The organism is Bacteroides sp. AF34-31BH (genome assembly GCF_003602795.1).
GTDB classification, from domain to species: Bacteria; Bacteroidota; Bacteroidia; order Bacteroidales; family Bacteroidaceae; genus Bacteroides; species Bacteroides uniformis.
The window spans coordinates 215,578-233,303 of record NZ_QTLV01000006.1 but is presented as its reverse complement, the minus strand read 5'-3'; the positions used below and the strand labels follow the sequence as shown (position 1 = coordinate 233,303).

Below are 17,726 nucleotides of genomic sequence, written 5' to 3'. Positions count from 1 at the left end.
ATGATAGATACTAAAGAGCAGCTGCATCAGCGGCTGAAAGATATAAAGACACAGCTCCGTCTCTCAATGAACGGGGCTGTGTCCCAAAGTATGCGTGAGAAAGGGCTGGTATATAAGCTGAACTTCGGCGTGGAGTTGCCCCGTATCAAGGGTATTGCTGCCGGTTACGAGAAGGACCACTCTCTGGCTCAAGCTTTGTGGAAAGAAGATATCAGAGAGTGTAAAATATTGGCGGGACTTTTACAGCCGGTAGAGAGTTTCCTGCCCGAGATAGCCGATATCTGGGTGGAAGATATCCGTAATATCGAGATTGCAGAACTTACCTGCATGAATTTATTCCAACATCTTCCTTATGCGCCTGCCAAGTCCTTCCATTGGATTGCAAGCGAGGACGAATACACGCAGGTTTGCGGCTTCCTCACCATAGCCCGTCTATTGATGAAGAAAGGGGATATGAACGAACGGGTTGAAAATGAGTTCCTCGACCAGGCAATAACGGCTTTTTTGTCGGGCTCCTATCATGTACGCAATGCAGCCATGGCTGCTATCCGCCGCTTTATGCAGCAAAATGAGGAAAATTCTTTTCAAGTTTGCCGCAGAGTGGAGGGTATGGACAATTCTTCTTCTGATGTAGAACAATTACTATACAATCTTGTAAAAGAGGAGGTTTGTTAGATTAGTTCTATGGTTATAGAGACTGATGCGGTAAGGGAATATTTCCCTTATCGCAATTTTTATCTCTTTCTCGTTTGCTTTCCACAAAAAAGGATTAACTTTGTTGGCTGTAAAACTGCGCCGTCAAATGGAAAGTCAGAATGTGAAAGATACAGTTAGGCAGATATTCACTGAATATCTGAATGCGAACGGGCATCGGAAGACTCCCGAACGTTATGCTATACTTGACACCATTTACTCCATAGACGGTCATTTTGATATCGACACGCTCTATTCACTGATGGCCGACCAGGAGAACTTCCGCGTCAGCCGTGCAACGCTTTACAATACCATCATTTTGCTTATAAATGCTCGTCTGGTCATCAAGCATCAGTTCGGCAACTCTTCCCAATACGAAAAATCTTATAATCGCGATACGCACCATCACCAGATATGCACCCAGTGCGGAAAGGTGACCGAGTTTCAGAACGAGGAGTTGCAACATGCCATTGAGAATACCAAACTGAGCCGTTTTAATCTTACGCACTATTCCTTATATATGTATGGGTTGTGCAGCAAGTGTGACCGGGCCAATAAACGGAAGAAAAAGAATAATAACCATAAAAAAGAAAAATGAAAGTAGACGTATTATTAGGATTACAATGGGGCGACGAAGGCAAAGGCAAAGTCGTTGATGTGTTAACTCCGAGATACGATGTCGTAGCTCGTTTCCAGGGCGGACCGAATGCCGGACATACACTCGAGTTTGAAGGGCAGAAGTATGTGCTCCGTTCCATTCCGTCTGGAATATTCCAGGGAGACAAGGTGAATATCATCGGTAACGGAGTGGTGCTTGACCCGGCTCTCTTCAAAGCGGAAGCCGAATCATTGGAAGCGTCCGGCCATAACTTGAAGGAACGCTTGCACATTTCCAAGAAAGCACACCTCATTCTGCCGACTCACCGCATACTGGATGCTGCATACGAAGCAGCCAAAGGCGATGCAAAGGTAGGAACGACCGGAAAAGGTATCGGACCGACTTACACGGATAAAATCAGCCGTAACGGTGTGCGTGTAGGCGACATTCTGCATGACTTTGACAAGAAGTATGCAGCGGCCAAGGCCCGTCATGAACAGATATTGAAGAGCCTGAACTATGAGTATGACCTTGCAGAAATGGAGAAGGCATGGTTCGAAGGTATCGAATACTTGAAACAATTCCAGTTGGTGGACAGCGAACACGAGATGAACAATCTGCTGGCTGCCGGCAAGTCTGTATTGTGCGAAGGTGCGCAGGGGACAATGCTGGACATTGATTTCGGTTCTTATCCGTTTGTCACTTCTTCTAATACGGTCTGTGCAGGTGCTTGTACCGGTCTGGGTATTGCTCCCAACAAGATTGGTGAGGTATATGGTATCTTCAAGGCCTATTGTACGCGCGTAGGTGCCGGTCCGTTCCCGACGGAATTGTTCGACAAGACCGGTGACCGGATTTGCACGCTGGGTCATGAGTTCGGTTCTGTGACTGGACGTAAGCGCCGTTGTGGCTGGATTGACCTGGTGGCATTGAAATATGCCATTATGGTAGACGGGGTTACCAAACTGATAATGATGAAGAGCGATGTACTCGATTCTTTTGAAACCATTAAGGCTTGTGTAGCTTACAGGATAGATGGGGAAGAGATTGACTACTTCCCGTTCGATATTAACGAAACCATTGAACCGGTTTATGTAGAGCTACCCGGTTGGCAGACGGATATGACCAAGATGCAGAGTGAAGATGAGTTCCCGGAGGAATTCAATGCATACTTGTCATTCCTGGAAGAACAGCTTGGTGTGCCCATCAAGATTGTTTCCTTAGGACCGGACCGTGAGCAGACCATCGAACGGTATACAGAGGAATAATAAAACTTACTGATAACCTTAGGCACGGATTACACGGATTTCGCGGCTTCATCTGAAGAACCGTGGGCGTCCGGATAGTCCGTGCCTTTTTTATTTATTGCCATGAAAACACATCTTTTGTCTTTTTTACTGCTGTTGCTCCTTGTACCTTCCGCACAGTCGCAGACTTATCAGCCGACGGAGGAAAATCTGAAATCCCGTCAGGAGTTTCGGGACAATCGCTTCGGTATCTTCCTGCATTGGGGGATATACAGTATGCTGGCTACCGGAGAATGGACCATGACGAACAAGAACCTTAATTATAAGGAGTATGCCAAACTGGCGGGAGGTTTCTATCCTGCCAAATTCGATGCTGCCAGATGGGTGTCAGCCATTAAGGCGTCCGGGGCAAAGTATATCTGCTTTACATCCCGGCATCACGATGGCTTTTCTATGTTCCACACACGCTTTTCCGATTACAATATTGTGGATGCTACCCCTTTTAAGCGGGATATTCTGAAAGAATTGGCGGACGAGTGCCACAAGCAAGGTATTCGTCTGCATCTCTACTATTCGCACATCGACTGGTATCGCGAGGATGCTCCGTGGGGACGCACCGGACGTGGAACGGGACGACCGAATCCGAAGGGCGACTGGAACAGCTACTATAAATTCATGAACAATCAGCTGACCGAGTTGCTCACCAATTATGGAAAAATAGGTGCCATTTGGTTTGATGGCTGGTGGGACCAGGACCAGAATCCGGATTTTGATTGGCAACTGCCCGGGCAATATGCCATGATACACCGCCTGCAACCGGCTTGCTTGGTTGGGAACAACCATCATCAAGCACCGTTTGCCGGCGAGGACATCCAGATATTCGAGCGCGACCTGCCGGGAGAGAACCGTGCCGGTCTTTCCGGGCAGGATATCAGCGCCTTGCCCCTTGAAACCTGTGAGACGATGAATGGAATGTGGGGATATAAGATTACGGACCAGGATTATAAATCCACCAAAACGCTGATACATTACCTGGTGAAGGCTGCGGGTAAAGATGCCAATCTGCTGATGAATATCGGTCCTCAGCCGGACGGTGAGCTGCCTGCTGTTGCATTGGAGCGTCTGGCAGAAGTAGGGGAATGGATGAAGGTATACGGTGAAACCATCTACGGAACCCGTGGCGGCTGCATTGCTCCGCATCCTTGGGGAGTCACTACACAAAGAGAAAATAAATTATACGTGCATATTCTCGAATTGCAGGATAAGGCTCTCTTCCTGCCGTTGGAAGGCAAGAAAGTGAGGAAGGCAGTGGGGTATGCCGACCATCTTCCAGTGAAGTTCCGTAAGTGTGAAGGAGGGGTGATGCTCTACTTGCCGGAGGTTCCGACGGATATTGATAAAGTGATAGAGGTGGATATTGAAAAATAAATTATAAATCAGAAATCTTTAATTCTTCCTAAAAGATAAAGGAAACGCTGGCATTGCTCACCGTTTCCTTTTATTTTTGGCAGACTATTTGTTATACAATAAGAAACGACTGATTTATTCACAATTTAAAGAAAGAAAATTATGGGAACAGGAATGATATGGATTATTTTTATCGGTATTGCCGCCGTTAGCTGGCTGGTACAGATGAATCTTCAGAACAAGTTCAAGAAGTACTCTAAAATCCCTACCGGCAACGGAATGACGGGAGCGGACGTTGCTTTGAAGATGCTGCACGACAATGGCATTTACGATGTGACCGTGACGCATACTCCCGGACATCTGACCGACCATTATAATCCTGCCAATAAGACAGTAAACCTGAGTGAGAGTGTTTATAGCAGTAACAGCATCATGGCTGCTGCCGTTGCAGCCCACGAATGTGGTCACGCCGTGCAGCATGCACGCGCATACGCTCCGTTGACAATGCGCAGCAAACTGGTGCCGGTAGTCTCTTTTGCCTCACAGTGGATGACGTGGTTGCTGCTGGCAGGTATCTTGCTGCTGAACTCCTTTCCGCAACTGTTGCTGGCGGGCATTATACTGTTTGCATTGACAACTTTATTCAGCTTCATCACCTTGCCGGTGGAAATCAATGCAAGTAAGCGTGCGCTGGTATGGCTTAGCAATTCCGGCATTACGAATTCATATAATCATGCGCAAGCGGAAGATGCACTCCGCTCGGCTGCCTATACGTATGTAGTGGCTGCTCTCGGTTCGCTTGCTACCCTGATTTATTATATCATGATATTCATGGGACGCAGAGATTAAACACATGATGCAGACATAAAAAACAGACCATCTGTTCACCCGAAACAGATGGTCTGTTTACATTAAATAGATGATGTGTCTCTGCCGGATGCATCATCTGTTTTTTTATTCCTGATAGGGCGACTGCCAGAACCAGGCATCGTCATTGACCACGTACTTGGCTTGGAAGAAGTTTTCTGCATTAGGGTCTGAGGGGCAAAGCAGTACATCGTCTGCTTTTATGCTATAGAGATTCTTGGCCATATAGCTGTCTAAATAATATTCTTTGGTAATCTTCTGCTGGTTATTCCAGTTGGCTTCTTCATTTAGGATTACCGGACGACCGTCTCGCAGACGTTCGCGCACTTCTTGCACGCTTAGCATGATGCCGTTTTCATCCATCACCCAGGCATTGTTGGTGGGGTCTACCCATATCCATTTATCCAAGGTATTGGAATAAACTACGTTAATGGAATGGCATTCGCCAATGTATTTTTTTGGTAATCCGCTGATGTGGCGTGCCTTAAATCCCATGGACAGATAACAATCCTTCAGTACATGGGCAAGACCTCCGCAATGCAGACCTCGCGCACCGCCTTTGCAAGCTTCTGCCCATTTTATGATGTTGCTGCCTGCCGGACTTTCATGGTTTCCGTCAGTTTTATGGTATTGTGTATATAAGTAAGTATGTTCTTTATTTTCGATAATTCGTCGCCTGCGCCTGCCACACTGTCCAACTTGAAGTATTGGCGTACCTCTACTAAATACTTGTTGTTGGGATTGATGTATTCGAAGCGGGGGAGTGTATCAGGGCGCTCATTGTGGGTGTATCCCGGTGTTTTTTGAAGTATGTCGAGGTAGTCACCCACTTTCTTCACTTTGGCAAGCACTGCCTTGAACCGTTTATCGCTGCGCAGGTTGTCTAAGTCGGTATCATTCATCATGTGGTTGTAATCTTGAAATCCATTGTCGTAGGCCAGTTCTAAATTTTTGATGGCTTCACCTTTTTTCTTTAACAAGGATTGGAAGCAGGCTAAATTGTAGTAATAGGACTGTATGAGCCAGCTGTACTTTTTCTGAGTGTTCTCGTCTTGTTCTTTGAACAGAGTTATCAAAGCCTTACCGTTCTTTTCGGCTTCTTTATAGTTTTTCTCATTGACGGCTTGTTGCAGCTTTTGTACGATGGCTTCTTCTTTTTGGTCGAAGTCTTTGGCGTTGCCGGATTGTGCCCGGCTAACACCGATGCCGCATAGCAACAACATGCAGAATAAAATCAGTCTCTCTTTCATAAATGTGTAAGTTTGAAGTTTGTTTTGGTCGTTTTTATGCGACGGTAATGATACAAAGGTAAACATTCTCTTTTCTTAATCAATAAAATACTGTAACTTTGTCGTCCGATTTTTAAAATAATTGAACTGATTATGGCAGCAAAACCAAGTATTCCGAAAGGAACCCGTGACTTCTCGCCCGTAGAAATGGCGAAGCGTAACTATATATTCAATACGATTCGTGAGGTGTATCATCTCTATGGTTTTCAGCAGATAGAAACGCCCTCGATGGAAATGCTTTCTACCTTGATGGGGAAGTATGGTGAGGAAGGCGACAAGCTTTTGTTCAAGATACAGAACTCCGGTGATTACTTTTCCGGACTGACAGATGAAGAACTGTTGAGCCGTAATGCTCCGAGACTTGCCTGCAAGTTTTGCGAGAAAGGTTTGCGCTATGACCTCACAGTACCTTTTGCCCGCTACGTGGTGATGCACCGCGATGAAATAACTTTTCCTTTCAAACGTTATCAGATACAGCCCGTGTGGCGCGCCGACCGTCCGCAAAAAGGACGCTATCGTGAGTTCTATCAGTGCGATGCCGATGTGGTAGGCAGTGATTCCTTGCTGAATGAGGTGGAGCTGATGCAGATTGTCGATACGGTATTTACCCGCTTCGGCATCCGTGTTTGTATCAAGATTAACAACCGTAAGATATTGAGTGGCATTGCCGAAATCATCGGTGAGTCTGACAAGATTGTTGATATTACTGTGGCCATTGATAAGTTGGATAAGATAGGTCTGGACAATGTCAATGCCGAGTTGAAAGAGAAAGGCATCAGTGACGAGGCTATCGCCAAACTGCAACCTATCATTTTGTTGAGCGGAAGTAATGAAGAGAAACTTGCAACTCTGAAGGAAGTTCTTGCTGTCAGCGAGACCGGACTGAAGGGCGTGGAGGAAAGTGAATTTATCCTTTCCACCTTAAAGAACCTTGGCTTGAAGAACGAAATCGAGCTGGATTTGACATTGGCCCGTGGCTTGAATTACTATACCGGTGCCATCTTCGAAGTAAAGGCGCTGGATGTGCAAATCGGCAGTATTACTGGTGGAGGACGCTATGACAACTTGACGGGTGTATTCGGTATGTCCGGTGTCAGTGGTGTCGGTATCTCGTTCGGTGCAGACCGTATCTTTGATGTGCTGAACCAGCTTGACCTTTATCCGAAAGAAGCGGTGAACGGTACTCAGTTACTGTTTATCAACTTTGGTGAGAAAGAGGCCGCATTCTCAATGAATGTATTGACTGAAGTGCGTGCGGCAGGCATCCGTGCCGAGATTTTCCCCGATGCAAGCAAGATGAAGAAACAGATGGGGTATGCGAACTCCAAAGCCATCCCGTTTGTGGCCCTGGTGGGTGAGAATGAAATGAATGAAGGTAAGGTGACATTGAAAAACATGGAGACCGGAGAGCAGAAAATGGTCACTCCCCAAGAGCTGGTTAGCGAACTGAAATAATAAAAACTGAAATACATTTAAAAAGGAGCACAAAATTGCTCCTTTTTTTGTATATTTATGGCACAAATATAGGTATTTGTAATAGTGGCGTAGGAAAAATGAAACATCCTGCATTTATCTTTGTACTGACAAAAAAGGAGGTTCTTATGGTTTCTGTTGAGCTTAAGCAAGAAAAACACAATGCCCTCGTCAGTTTCCTGATGATTGTCATAGCGGCATTGTTCCTGCTCTATATGGGCAGTTCATTGGTACATTCTACAAAAGCGTTCTGGGAAAATTATTCCATAGAAGAGCTGCTGGAATAGAAGGAATTCAAGTCAAATCACTACCTTTGTCGGCAAAACATATTGCCGATGATACTTTATTTTACCGCAACCGGAAACTCACGCTGGATTGCAGAATTGCTTGCAGAGGCTATGCATGATACTGCCGTCAGCATTGTTGATTGCCTTAAGCAAGGCTCGATACCCGCAGGGCTGTCGATAGCTGACAGACTAGGTATTGTTTTTCCGGTACACTCATGGTATGCACCTCGTGTCTTGATTGATTTTTTGTCGCAGCTCCGGTTGCCGGACTGCTGTTACCGTTATGCCGTGTGTACATGCGGGGACGATATGGGAAAGGGAATGAACCGCCTGGCGGAACATTTTCCGTTGGATGCAGCCTGGTCTGTTGCAATGCCCAATACCTATGTACCGATGTTCAATTTGGACGATGGGGCGCTTTGCCGTAAGAAGATAGAGAATGCACGGCATGCCATTGCTTCGATTGCGGCGGATGTCATTGCACGGAAAAAGGTTTGGAGCGTGCATGAAGGCGGTGCTGCCTGGTTGAAAACGTATGTAGTGAATCCTTTGTTTGTACGTTTTACCATTGGTACCAAGGGATTTCATGTAGATGAAGGCTGTGTCTCTTGCGGAATATGCAGAAAGTCTTGTCCGGTAGGCAATATCAGGATGGTAGATGGACGTCCGGTGTGGGGAAAGCAGTGCATTCACTGCATGGCGTGCCTGCATGCTTGTCCCCAGGAGGTGATACAGTATGGAAAAACGACACGGAAGAAGGGGCGGTACCGGTTGACCGACTACTTATAGGCTATCGGGATATCAACTTGTCCTTCAATAGGGCATTCAGTACCTCATCGCGTAGGTTGCGGGCTATCGGTATCTTGTGTGTCCCTATGATGAGCATATTCCCTTCTATGGCTTGTACTTTGCTTGTCTGCACAATGTAGGAGCGGTGTACTTGTATAAACAGGTTGTCGGGCAGAAATTCCAATAAACTCTTTAGGGGAGAATAGGTGATTTCCTTTGAGGAGGAAGTATGTATCAATACGTAGTTGCCCATACTTTCTATGAACAGAATATCCTGGATGGTCACCTTCTTGAGCAGTTTGTCTGTCTTTACGAAGAGGTAAGGCTCGGGAGTGGATTCTTGCTCTTTCTGTAGCAGTTCATGCACTCTGTTCACCGCTTTCAAAAAGCGGTCGAAGGGAATGGGCTTGAGCAGATAATCGGTTACATTCAGCTCATATCCTTTCAATGCATACTGCTCGTAGGCTGACGTGATGATGACTTTGGGAGGATTATGGATACCGCTTAGAAAATCAATGCCGTTGATGTAGGGCATTTCTATGTCCATAAACAGCAACTCTGGCTGTTCTTTTTTCAACAGCTCGTTCAGTTGCAGGGCGTTCTCGCATTCTCCTGTCAAAGTCAGGAAATCTGTTTTTTCAATGTAACCGCGCAATCCTTTGCGTGCAATCGGTTCATCGTCGGTTATCACACATTTTATTTTCATAGGGTGTCAGTTCAATGGTGAGTTCTGCAAAGAAAGTGTTTTCTTCGGGACATATCTTTAATAGGTGTCTGCCGGGATATAGAATCTGCAGGCGCTTCTTCATATTTTCAATTCCCAGGCCACTGCTCTTTTTACGGTGGGCGATTGCCGGTTGGTCTACAGAGTTCCATGCTGTAAAAACAAGCTTATTTTCAATAGCTTTCAAGGAAAAGTGAATCCAATAGGCTCCGCTGACATATTTGAAGGCATTTTCTACTAGAGGCTGGAATAGGAGAGGATGAATCTCCTGCGTGTGGAGGTGTTCGTCGTATTCCTCTGTAAGTACAAGTCGTTCACTCATCCGTAATCGCTGAAATTGGATGTATGCTTCCAGATAGTCGAGTTCTTGCTTTACGGTTACTTTCTGCTTGATGTCATACAGTTGATAGCGCAACAGTTCGGAAAGTAGCTCAATGGAGTGCTTGGCCTGCATGTTGGAGTCTTCTATCTGGAAATAGATGGTGTTCAGCGCATTGAAAAGGAAATGCGGATGATATTGTGATTTCAGTAGTTTGAGTTCTGTATCCAATTGCTCGTTTCGGAGCTTTTCCAACAGCAAGCTCTGGTGCTGGTAGTAATTGGATATTTCCTTGTTGCGGATGATTGTATAGTATAGTACGTTGAGGGGAACATAGATAATATTGACTAAGATATAGTCACTTATAGGTTGTCCTAATTCTATGAGTCCTAACGCGTAGGTGATTGATAGGGTAACGTTGGTCGTTATGAACAGTCCGAGTGTTATGTACGAATACTCTTTGCCTATGGATATTTCTTCTCTGAATATGTATTTATGAAAGATGTTCCGGAGGCAGTAATCCACTATATAGCAAAGTAATATGGTCAAGAGCAGGGCACGTAGCTGGTTGTTGAAGTCAGGCCACCACTCAGTTCCCCGCGAAGGGTCCGTTGCCAGCCTCAGGAAATAGAACTCAATTACTCCTAGGATTAGGGGAGATACCCAACGCAGGAAATGCTTCATTCGGAATTGTTTTAACTGGTTACAAATTTATTCGTTTACTTTCACTTATACTACTTTTAGGGGTAAATTCTTTCGGTGTCTTTCCTTTGTGGAAACGGAAAGAAAAGCCTACGCCCAGTTTCATTCGCATTTTCTCTTTATACCATCCTTGCTGGGTGGTGCTGAATACATCTATGTGTATGTGGCGTGAGGAGAATAGGTTCTCGGCAAAGAGGCGTAATGTCCCCCGGTCACCGAACATACTTTTGCTGATTCCCCCGGATACGGACCACATGGGGGAGATGATTGCTTGTCCCTGGGGTGTCTTTCCGTTCCAATAGCCGTTCAGCTCGGCTGTCCATCCTTGGGGCAGATGCAGTTGGTGGCCTATGTAGAGCATGGGAGTAAACTTTTTGTTCCGGTATTCGTCCCCATCCATTTGCCAGGCATACTTCCGGTAGGTGAGGAGCAGGTTTGTATTAATCTGCCACCACGGGAACGGTTTCAGGTTGGCGGCACTCAGCCGTATACCTGCTGAATAGTCGGAAGAAAGATTCATGGGCAGTACCAATATGCGTTTGTTTTCTTCGGCCATGTAACTTTTAGTTATGGGATGCCGGGTATAGGAAGCCAAGAAACTCATCCGATAGCGGCTCTTCAGGATATAGGAGAATTCGGTGTTATGGGCGAGTTCCGGTTCCAGGCGGGTATTGCCTTGTTCATACAGATAATTGTCGTTAATGGTGACAAACGGGTTCAGGTCCCGGTATTGCGGACGTACAATCCGTTTGCTGTACAGAAAGGAGAGCTGGTGCATATCCTTCCACTGGGATTGCATTTGCAGAAAGGGGAAGATATGGGTGTAGTGATTGGTGAAGGAAGAGTCTGCACGCAGGGCGTTTCCTGCCAGTTCTCCTTTTATATTGGTATTTTCTACACGTATCCCTGCTTCTATCTTCCAGGATTTTCCGAAAGATGTATTCAACGCTATATATCCGGCGTTGATATTCTCATTGTAGATGAAGTGATTGTTCAGTGACAGTATTTCTTGCCAGTTGTCATATTCTTTATTACAATAGGTGGCGGAGTTGTCGATAGATACAAAGGTAGTCTTGCCACCGATACCCAATGTCGTTTTCTCAGAGAGTGGTACAACAAGGTTCGTTTGTCCGCAATAGATTTGAATATCCCCTTCCATGTCTCCCTTGAGTAGGCTGTTCCTATATATTTCCGAGGATTCTATGAGCGAGAAACTACTTTGCTGGTCCTGTTTGTTGGCGTTGCCGAACAATTGGAAATCAAAGGAAGCATCCCATTTCAGTTTGTTGGGAGATTGATAGCCGGTACTGATTCCGCCAATCAGGTTGTGCTGGCTTGCTCTCAGGCGGTTCCGGGTGATGGAGGAGGAATCTGGAACTGCTGTGAGTGAATAGAAATCCGAGCCCAGCTTTTCTTTTCCCCGCCGGCAGATCCAGCTCCCGTTGAGATAGCCGTTCAGGTTGGTATGCGGAGTCAGCTCATAGTCGGCTGCAATCCTGAAGTTATGTGATTTATACGCGTAGGTACGATAGGCTTGCTGCCCCATATGAAAATCAAGGATTTGTTGGGTAGTCAAGTCTATGTACTCACGGGACATGGTGGTTTCGTTAAGGTCGATTCCCTCATAATAGGCATAATCGGTATATAGGTTGAACTTGTTCTTGCGCAGGTTTAGATAAATGTTGCCATAACCGGAACCGTAGATGTACGCCTGATTGTAACCGGCATTCCCGCCGGTAATCAGTCCTTTTATATTTATCCTTTTTATTTCAATGTTTATCACTCCCGTTTTTCCGGCTGCATCGAGATGGGAGGACGGATTGTTTATCAGTTCTATTTTCTCCACTGTCGACGCCGGGATACTTCGCAAGTAGTTTATCAGCGTTTCTCCGCTCAGATAGGTTGTCTTTCCATTCATCAGTACGTTGATGCCTCCTTGTCCGTCCAACAGAATATTGCCGTTGCTTTGAATTTGCACGCCTGGCATCTGTCTCAATGCGTCGTACAGATTGCCTTGTGTACCCGAGATGGTAGCCGAGAGGTTGTAGACCGTTTTCCCGGCCTTCATCTCTACCGGTACTTTTTGTGCAGTAACGGTGATACCGGACAATGCATAGGAATCTTCCTCCATAAGAATCCTACTCAGTTTGGCGGTTTCTGTGTCGGTGATACTGAAAGAGATATAGCGAGTTTTGTATCCTACGGCTGATGTCTTTAACAGATAACTGCCGTTATGCCGCAGGGGTAGGGTGAAGTGACCTTGTTCTCTGGTGACAGTGCCTTGTACAAAGGAAGAATCCTTTGCATCCAGTCCCACTACGGTAGCTCCTTCTATGGGTAGTTGCTTACTGTCGGTTATTTCACCTTGTACCGCTTGTGCTTGAAGTATGGAGAAGGGCAACAGTAATCCCCACAAAAGAATCGGAATTTGTTTCATCATCATATCCATTTGTTTTCTGCACGAAAGTAGATATGAAGAGGGCGGTAATCAAATAAAAAGGATGAATGGCAGGAAATCCGTGATGAACGGTTGGTTTCTTATCTTCGTTTTACTATTCCCACGTAAACCAGCAGAATGACGTTCATCATCAGTGCGTAGATAATAGCAGGTATTGCAATGATGTCATTGTTGAATACAAACGGACTACTGGCAACAGCAATTGCTTGTGCGGCATTCTGCATACCGATTTCTATAATGAGTGTACGTTGTTCTTTCCGGTTGAGGCGCATGGACTTCGATAGCACTACGCCGCCTCCCATAGCCAGCAGGATAAGAATGGAGATGCAGAGGCCCAGTTTGCCGAATTGCCCGGTGATGGTAGCATGGTGCTGTATGAAGAAGATGGTTGCCAGCAGGATAAGTGCAGGAAAGGCTGTCTTGGACAATATCTTATGAATCCTTTCTGCCATTTGCGGACGGTAGCGCTTCGTGAATATGCCGGCTACAATGGGAAGAAGCATCAGAACCAGGTTCTGCATGATAAGGCTGCCTACGGGGAGATGGATATCTATGTCCAGATTGCTGTCTACAAAGTGTGTGGCGAATTCCATAATCACGGGGATAGTGAACAGCGTAATAATGCTGCTGCATGCCGTCAGTGACACGGACAATGCTACGTCTCCTTTGGCTATCATGGAGAAGATGTTGGATGAGCTGCCGCCTGGCGAGCAGGCTATGAGTATGATGCCGATAAAGAACAGAGATTCGAGCTGGAAGACATGTCCTAAAGCAAATGCCAGCATCGGCAGTAGGATGATTTGGCCTGCCAGCCCGGCAATAGTGGGGCGGGGGCGTTTGCGGAACAGTTTAAAGTCTTCGGTTTGTAATGTCAGTCCCAGTTCAAACATCAATAAGGTAAGAATGGGGAGGACTATCCATATTGCGTTCATAAGTCAAATCATTTTTGAGGCTGCAAAGATAGCAAATATTGTTGTATACTTTGCCATTTTGTCAGCCTTTGTCTGCCAAACAATCAGCTTGTTCGTTTGGCACGGTTTTCGTAAGTTGTTTATCGCTTGTTTAAAGCAAAATTACCATTATAACAAATGTATAACATATAAAACAAAAAGATTATGAACATTAAACCATTAGCAGACAGAGTGCTGATACTCCCTGCACCTGCAGAAGAAAAGACAATTGGCGGTATCATTATTCCTGATACAGCGAAAGAGAAACCTTTGAAAGGTGAAGTTATTGCAGTAGGCAACGGAACAAAAGACGAAGAAATGGTGTTGAAGGTTGGTGACACAGTGTTGTATGGCAAGTATGCTGGTACTGAACTGGAAGTTGAAGGAACCAAGTATCTCATCATGCGTCAAAGCGATGTGCTCGCTGTTTTGGGATAATTTTTAATTAGTAAACCGTTAAATAGTAAATAAAATTATGGCAAAAGAAATATTATTCAATATCGATGCCCGCGACCAATTGAAGAAAGGTATCGACACACTGGCAAATGCAGTGAAAGTAACCCTCGGCCCTAAAGGTCGTAACGTTATCATCGAAAAGAAATTCGGTGCTCCCCACATCACGAAAGATGGTGTAACGGTAGCGAAAGAAGTTGAGTTGGCAGACGCATATCAGAATACCGGCGCACAGTTGGTAAAGGAAGTTGCTTCCAAGACCGGTGATGATGCAGGTGATGGTACTACAACCGCTACTGTTTTGGCTCAGGCCATCGTAGCCGAAGGCTTGAAGAACGTGACTGCTGGTGCCAGCCCGATGGATATCAAACGCGGTATCGACAAGGCTGTTGCCAAAGTGGTTGATTCTATCAAAGGACAGGCAGAGAAAGTGGGTGACAACTATGACAAGATTGAACAAGTTGCTTCTGTTTCTGCCAACAATGACCCCGTTATCGGTAAGCTGATTGCAGACGCTATGCGCAAAGTTTCCAAAGACGGTGTCATCACTATCGAAGAGGCCAAGGGTACTGATACTACTATCGGTGTGGTTGAAGGTATGCAGTTCGATCGTGGCTACCTCTCTGCTTACTTCGTTACCAACACGGAGAAGATGGAGTGCGAAATGGAGAAACCGTACATCCTGATTTATGATAAGAAGATTTCCAACTTGAAAGATTTCCTGCCCATTCTTGAACCGGCAGTACAGACTGGTCGTCCTTTGCTGGTTATTGCAGAAGATGTGGATAGCGAAGCGCTGACAACTTTGGTTGTAAACCGTCTGCGTTCTCAGTTGAAGATTTGTGCAGTGAAGGCTCCGGGCTTCGGTGACCGTCGCAAGGAAATGTTGGAAGATATTGCAGTGCTGACCGGTGGTGTTGTCATCAGCGAGGAAAAAGGTCTGAAGTTGGAACAAGCTACTATCGAAATGCTGGGTACTGCCGACAAGGTAACTGTCTCCAAGGATAATACAACCATTGTAAACGGTGCCGGTGACAAAGAAAACATCAAGGAACGTTGCGAGCAAATCAAGGCTCAGATTGTATCTACGAAATCTGATTATGACAAGGAAAAACTGCAGGAACGTCTGGCCAAGTTGTCTGGCGGTGTAGCTGTTCTTTATGTAGGTGCTGCTTCTGAGGTTGAAATGAAGGAAAAGAAAGACCGTGTAGACGATGCGCTTCGTGCTACCCGTGCCGCTATCGAAGAAGGTATTGTTCCAGGTGGTGGTGTAGCCTATATCCGTGCATTGGATGCTCTGGAAGGCTTTAAGGGTGACAATGTAGATGAAACAACCGGTATTGACATCATCAAACGTGCTATTGAAGAACCGTTGCGCCAGATTGTTGCCAACGCTGGTAAAGAAGGTGCTGTTGTTGTACAGAAAGTGCGTGAAGGCAAGGCAGACTTTGGTTACAATGCCCGTACAGATGTTTATGAAAACCTGCATGCAGCTGGTGTGGTAGATCCTGCCAAGGTTACTCGTGTGGCTCTTGAGAATGCCGCTTCTATTGCAGGCATGTTCTTGACTACAGAATGTGTAATCGTAGAGAAGAAAGAGGATAAGCCCGAAATGCCGATGGGTGCTCCCGGAATGGGCGGCATGGGTGGAATGATGTAAGACTTTTCCCCTGATTGCTTAATCAAATAGAAGAACCGCAGTGTCTTTTTGATAGATACTGCGGTTTTTTTTGTTTCATTTTCCTTCTTGATTATCAATAAAAAGAGTGTAATATTACAAAAGTGTTGCAAAAACGGTTCATTTTTATATCTTTTGTTCGTTTTTGTTGTTAGTTAAATAAAAAATCATATCTTTACCCTTTGTAAAGATAACCTAATCAACAAGAGCTATTAACCTTTTTAATTAAAGAGAAAAATGAACAAAAGCGAAATTGGACTAAATGCTGGGAAAGTTTGGCAGTTGCTTAGCGATTATACCAGATGGAGCTACGATTCTTTAAAGAGGAAGTCCGGACTGAAGGACAAGGAATTGGGAGCCGCATTGGGGTGGCTTGCCCGTGAGGACAAGATTGAAATTCATCAGGAAGAAGATGAACTTTATGTTTCACTAGGGGTAAATGTTTATATCGGATAAAGGGAACCGAGTGAATGGATTGATTGAGGGGCACAGATTTCATAGTGCGGAAGCATTTTCTGCCGGGGGGATGAAATCTGTGCTCCTTTGTTTTTTCATGTTGCAGAATATTCTTTCCTTTGCACATTCTTTTCAATGAACAAAAACAGAAAGATTATGAGAAGTTTTGCTTCAGACAATAATTCAGGCGTACATCCGTTGGTAATGGAGGCACTGAACCGGGCCAACAGTGACCATGCTGTCGGTTATGGGGATGACCCTTGGACAGAAGAGGCTGTCCGTAAAATAAGGGAAGCGTTTACGCCGGATTGCGAACCGTTGTTCGTATTCAATGGTACGGGCAGTAATGCGGTGGCTTTGCAGCTGTGTACCCGCCCTTATAATTCCATTATTTGTGCGGAGACCGCACATATCTATGTCGATGAGTGCGGTGCGCCTGCCCGTATGACAGGTTGTCAGATTCGTCCTATAGCTACCCCTGACGGCAAGCTGACGCCCGATTTAGTCCGTCCTTATTTGTGCCATTTCGGCGAACAGCATCATTCGCAGCCCGGAGCCATCTATATTTCGCAATGTTCGGAGCTGGGCACTGTCTATAAGCCGGACGAGTTGCGGGCTTTGACGGATTTGGCCCATCGGCATGGCATGTATGTCCATATGGACGGAGCACGTCTGGCAAATGCTTGTGCAGCCTTGAATCTTGGCTTTAGGGAACTGACAGTGGATTGCGGGATAGATATCCTCAGCTTCGGTGGTACGAAAAATGGACTGATGTTGGGAGAAAGCGTGGTTGTCTTTAACCCAGCTTTGAAGAAGGAAGCTTATTTTGTGCGCAAGCAGTCGGCACAGCTCGCATCCAAGCTCCGCTATCTGTCCTGCCAGTTCACTGCCTACCTGACAGACAGCCTTTGGTTGAAAAATGCCGCGCATGCCAATCGTATGGCAAAGATTCTTTACGACGGATTGAAGGAATTGCCAGGTGCGCATTTTACGCAGAAGGTGGAAAGTAACCAGCTTTTCCTTACGATGCCCCGTCCGGTGATTGACGAGCTGTTGAAGGAGTATTTCTTCTACTTCTGGGATGAGGCCATCCACGAAATCCGTTTTGTAACCTCTTTTGATACTACGGAAGAAGATATCGAGCAATTGCTGCAATCGGTAAAAAGGCTTCTCTGAAATATATAAAAGCTCCTAACCTTCACAGGCTGGGAGCTTACTTCGAAACTTTCCCCTCTTGGGGGTAGGGGAAGGTTTACTGAAAACAAACCGATTGAATATTTACCTTAAATACCTTTGCACGATAACCTTTTTAACTAACCTTTTCAATAAATCCTTG

Annotated in this window: 18 protein-coding genes; 12 read left to right on the top strand and 6 right to left on the bottom strand. The window is 45.6% G+C overall.

Annotated elements, in window-relative coordinates; genetic code table 11:
* The 5 genes from DWZ67_RS11570 to DWZ67_RS11550 all read left to right on the top strand — a co-directional run bounded on the left by DWZ67_RS11570 (position 1) and on the right by DWZ67_RS11550 (position 4,794).
* Positions 1 to 675 carry a DNA alkylation repair protein gene (locus DWZ67_RS11570; RefSeq protein WP_044467927.1) on the top strand — a complete coding sequence of 225 codons (675 nt, stop codon included), beginning with the start codon at positions 1 to 3 and terminating at the stop codon, positions 673 to 675.
* Positions 676 to 802: 127 nt separating this feature from the next.
* Entirely contained in the window at positions 803 to 1,291 is a 489-nt protein-coding gene (locus DWZ67_RS11565; protein ID WP_005835580.1) for a Fur family transcriptional regulator, read from the top strand.
* Positions 1,288 to 2,559 (top strand): adenylosuccinate synthase, encoded by a 1,272-nt coding sequence (locus tag DWZ67_RS11560; protein ID WP_057252836.1) that lies wholly within the window; start codon positions 1,288 to 1,290, stop codon positions 2,557 to 2,559. The genes DWZ67_RS11565 and DWZ67_RS11560 overlap by 4 nt, the downstream gene beginning before the upstream one ends.
* Before the next feature lie 102 nt (positions 2,560 to 2,661).
* A complete protein-coding gene (locus DWZ67_RS11555; protein ID WP_120138887.1) occupies positions 2,662 to 3,966 on the top strand; it encodes an alpha-L-fucosidase in 1,305 nt (434 codons plus the stop codon).
* 141 nt (positions 3,967 to 4,107) lie between these two features.
* A complete protein-coding gene (locus tag DWZ67_RS11550; protein WP_087332775.1) occupies positions 4,108 to 4,794 on the top strand; it encodes a zinc metallopeptidase in 687 nt (228 codons plus the stop codon).
* Positions 4,795 to 4,899: 105 nt separating this feature from the next.
* On the opposite strand, the gene DWZ67_RS20420 is transcribed toward DWZ67_RS11550, so the two are convergent.
* On the bottom strand, positions 4,900 to 5,307 hold the full coding sequence (locus DWZ67_RS20420) for a hypothetical protein (RefSeq protein WP_243635159.1): 408 nt from the start codon (positions 5,305 to 5,307) through the stop codon (positions 4,900 to 4,902).
* A gap of 83 nt (positions 5,308 to 5,390) precedes the next feature.
* Positions 5,391 to 6,062, bottom strand: a complete 672-nt coding sequence (locus DWZ67_RS20415; RefSeq protein ID WP_243635158.1) for a TPR end-of-group domain-containing protein — start codon at positions 6,060 to 6,062, stop codon at positions 5,391 to 5,393.
* A 132-nt stretch (positions 6,063 to 6,194) separates the two neighbouring features.
* On the opposite strand from DWZ67_RS20415, the gene hisS reads away from it, so the two are divergent.
* The 3 genes from hisS (at position 6,195) to DWZ67_RS11530 (ending at position 8,650) form a co-directional block, all read left to right on the top strand.
* On the top strand, positions 6,195 to 7,556 hold the full coding sequence (gene hisS, locus DWZ67_RS11540; RefSeq protein WP_016273161.1) for a histidine--tRNA ligase: 1,362 nt from the start codon (positions 6,195 to 6,197) through the stop codon (positions 7,554 to 7,556).
* Between the two features lie 146 nt (positions 7,557 to 7,702).
* A complete protein-coding gene (locus DWZ67_RS11535) occupies positions 7,703 to 7,861 on the top strand; it encodes a hypothetical protein (RefSeq protein WP_008663974.1) in 159 nt (52 codons plus the stop codon).
* A 48-nt stretch (positions 7,862 to 7,909) separates the two neighbouring features.
* Complete coding sequence (locus DWZ67_RS11530; protein ID WP_120138879.1) at positions 7,910 to 8,650, top strand: EFR1 family ferrodoxin; 741 nt, start codon at positions 7,910 to 7,912, stop codon at positions 8,648 to 8,650.
* Position 8,651: 1 nt separating this feature from the next.
* Here the strand turns inward: DWZ67_RS11530 and DWZ67_RS11525 are convergent, their stop codons facing one another.
* The 4 genes from DWZ67_RS11525 to DWZ67_RS11510 form a co-directional block, all read right to left on the bottom strand.
* Positions 8,652 to 9,356 (bottom strand): LytR/AlgR family response regulator transcription factor, encoded by a 705-nt coding sequence (locus DWZ67_RS11525; protein ID WP_057098180.1) that lies wholly within the window; start codon positions 9,354 to 9,356, stop codon positions 8,652 to 8,654.
* Entirely contained in the window at positions 9,325 to 10,377 is a 1,053-nt protein-coding gene (locus DWZ67_RS11520) for a sensor histidine kinase (RefSeq protein WP_120138877.1), read from the bottom strand. The genes DWZ67_RS11525 and DWZ67_RS11520 overlap by 32 nt, the downstream gene beginning before the upstream one ends.
* A gap of 19 nt (positions 10,378 to 10,396) precedes the next feature.
* Positions 10,397 to 12,838 carry an outer membrane beta-barrel protein gene (locus DWZ67_RS11515; RefSeq protein WP_165852471.1) on the bottom strand — a complete coding sequence of 814 codons (2,442 nt, stop codon included), beginning with the start codon at positions 12,836 to 12,838 and terminating at the stop codon, positions 10,397 to 10,399.
* Positions 12,839 to 12,933: 95 nt separating this feature from the next.
* Positions 12,934 to 13,785 (bottom strand): bile acid:sodium symporter family protein, encoded by an 852-nt coding sequence (locus DWZ67_RS11510; protein ID WP_120138873.1) that lies wholly within the window; start codon positions 13,783 to 13,785, stop codon positions 12,934 to 12,936.
* A 183-nt stretch (positions 13,786 to 13,968) separates the two neighbouring features.
* On the opposite strand from DWZ67_RS11510, the gene DWZ67_RS11505 reads away from it, so the two are divergent.
* The 4 genes from DWZ67_RS11505 to DWZ67_RS11490 all read left to right on the top strand — a co-directional run bounded on the left by DWZ67_RS11505 (position 13,969) and on the right by DWZ67_RS11490 (position 17,566).
* Positions 13,969 to 14,241, top strand: a complete 273-nt coding sequence (locus tag DWZ67_RS11505) for a co-chaperone GroES (protein ID WP_004290132.1) — start codon at positions 13,969 to 13,971, stop codon at positions 14,239 to 14,241.
* 37 nt (positions 14,242 to 14,278) lie between these two features.
* Positions 14,279 to 15,916: a chaperonin GroEL gene (gene groL, locus DWZ67_RS11500; protein WP_016273163.1), complete on the top strand. Its 1,638-nt coding sequence runs from the start codon at positions 14,279 to 14,281 to the stop codon at positions 15,914 to 15,916.
* Positions 15,917 to 16,171: 255 nt separating this feature from the next.
* The gene (locus DWZ67_RS11495; protein ID WP_016273164.1) at positions 16,172 to 16,390 is read left to right on the top strand and encodes a winged helix-turn-helix domain-containing protein; all 219 of its coding nucleotides are present in this window, start codon (positions 16,172 to 16,174) and stop codon (positions 16,388 to 16,390) included.
* 156 nt (positions 16,391 to 16,546) lie between these two features.
* A complete protein-coding gene (locus tag DWZ67_RS11490) occupies positions 16,547 to 17,566 on the top strand; it encodes a threonine aldolase family protein (protein WP_034528911.1) in 1,020 nt (339 codons plus the stop codon).
* Positions 17,567 to 17,726 lie beyond the last annotated feature (160 nt).

Excerpts from the sequence above, each read along its gene's own strand:
- DWZ67_RS11560 (WP_057252836.1), top strand. The coding sequence starts at position 1,288 with ATGAAAGTAGACGTATTATTAGGATTACAATGGGGCGACGAAGGCAAA.
- groL (WP_016273163.1), top strand. The coding sequence starts at position 14,279 with ATGGCAAAAGAAATATTATTCAATATCGATGCCCGCGACCAATTGAAG.
- DWZ67_RS11490 (WP_034528911.1), top strand. The coding sequence starts at position 16,547 with ATGAGAAGTTTTGCTTCAGACAATAATTCAGGCGTACATCCGTTGGTA.
- DWZ67_RS11515 (WP_165852471.1), bottom strand. The coding sequence starts at position 12,838 with ATGATGATGAAACAAATTCCGATTCTTTTGTGGGGATTACTGTTGCCC.
- DWZ67_RS11555 (WP_120138887.1), top strand. The coding sequence starts at position 2,662 with ATGAAAACACATCTTTTGTCTTTTTTACTGCTGTTGCTCCTTGTACCT.
- DWZ67_RS20420 (WP_243635159.1), bottom strand. The coding sequence starts at position 5,307 with ATGGGATTTAAGGCACGCCACATCAGCGGATTACCAAAAAAATACATT.
- DWZ67_RS11535 (WP_008663974.1), top strand. The coding sequence starts at position 7,703 with ATGGTTTCTGTTGAGCTTAAGCAAGAAAAACACAATGCCCTCGTCAGT.
- DWZ67_RS11505 (WP_004290132.1), top strand. The coding sequence starts at position 13,969 with ATGAACATTAAACCATTAGCAGACAGAGTGCTGATACTCCCTGCACCT.
- DWZ67_RS20415 (WP_243635158.1), bottom strand. The coding sequence starts at position 6,062 with ATGAAAGAGAGACTGATTTTATTCTGCATGTTGTTGCTATGCGGCATC.
- DWZ67_RS11520 (WP_120138877.1), bottom strand. The coding sequence starts at position 10,377 with ATGAAGCATTTCCTGCGTTGGGTATCTCCCCTAATCCTAGGAGTAATT.
- DWZ67_RS11495 (WP_016273164.1), top strand. The coding sequence starts at position 16,172 with ATGAACAAAAGCGAAATTGGACTAAATGCTGGGAAAGTTTGGCAGTTG.
- DWZ67_RS11530 (WP_120138879.1), top strand. The coding sequence starts at position 7,910 with ATGATACTTTATTTTACCGCAACCGGAAACTCACGCTGGATTGCAGAA.
- DWZ67_RS11525 (WP_057098180.1), bottom strand. The coding sequence starts at position 9,356 with ATGAAAATAAAATGTGTGATAACCGACGATGAACCGATTGCACGCAAA.
- DWZ67_RS11570 (WP_044467927.1), top strand. The coding sequence starts at position 1 with ATGATAGATACTAAAGAGCAGCTGCATCAGCGGCTGAAAGATATAAAG.
- DWZ67_RS11550 (WP_087332775.1), top strand. The coding sequence starts at position 4,108 with ATGGGAACAGGAATGATATGGATTATTTTTATCGGTATTGCCGCCGTT.
- hisS (WP_016273161.1), top strand. The coding sequence starts at position 6,195 with ATGGCAGCAAAACCAAGTATTCCGAAAGGAACCCGTGACTTCTCGCCC.
- DWZ67_RS11565 (WP_005835580.1), top strand. The coding sequence starts at position 803 with ATGGAAAGTCAGAATGTGAAAGATACAGTTAGGCAGATATTCACTGAA.
- DWZ67_RS11510 (WP_120138873.1), bottom strand. The coding sequence starts at position 13,785 with ATGAACGCAATATGGATAGTCCTCCCCATTCTTACCTTATTGATGTTT.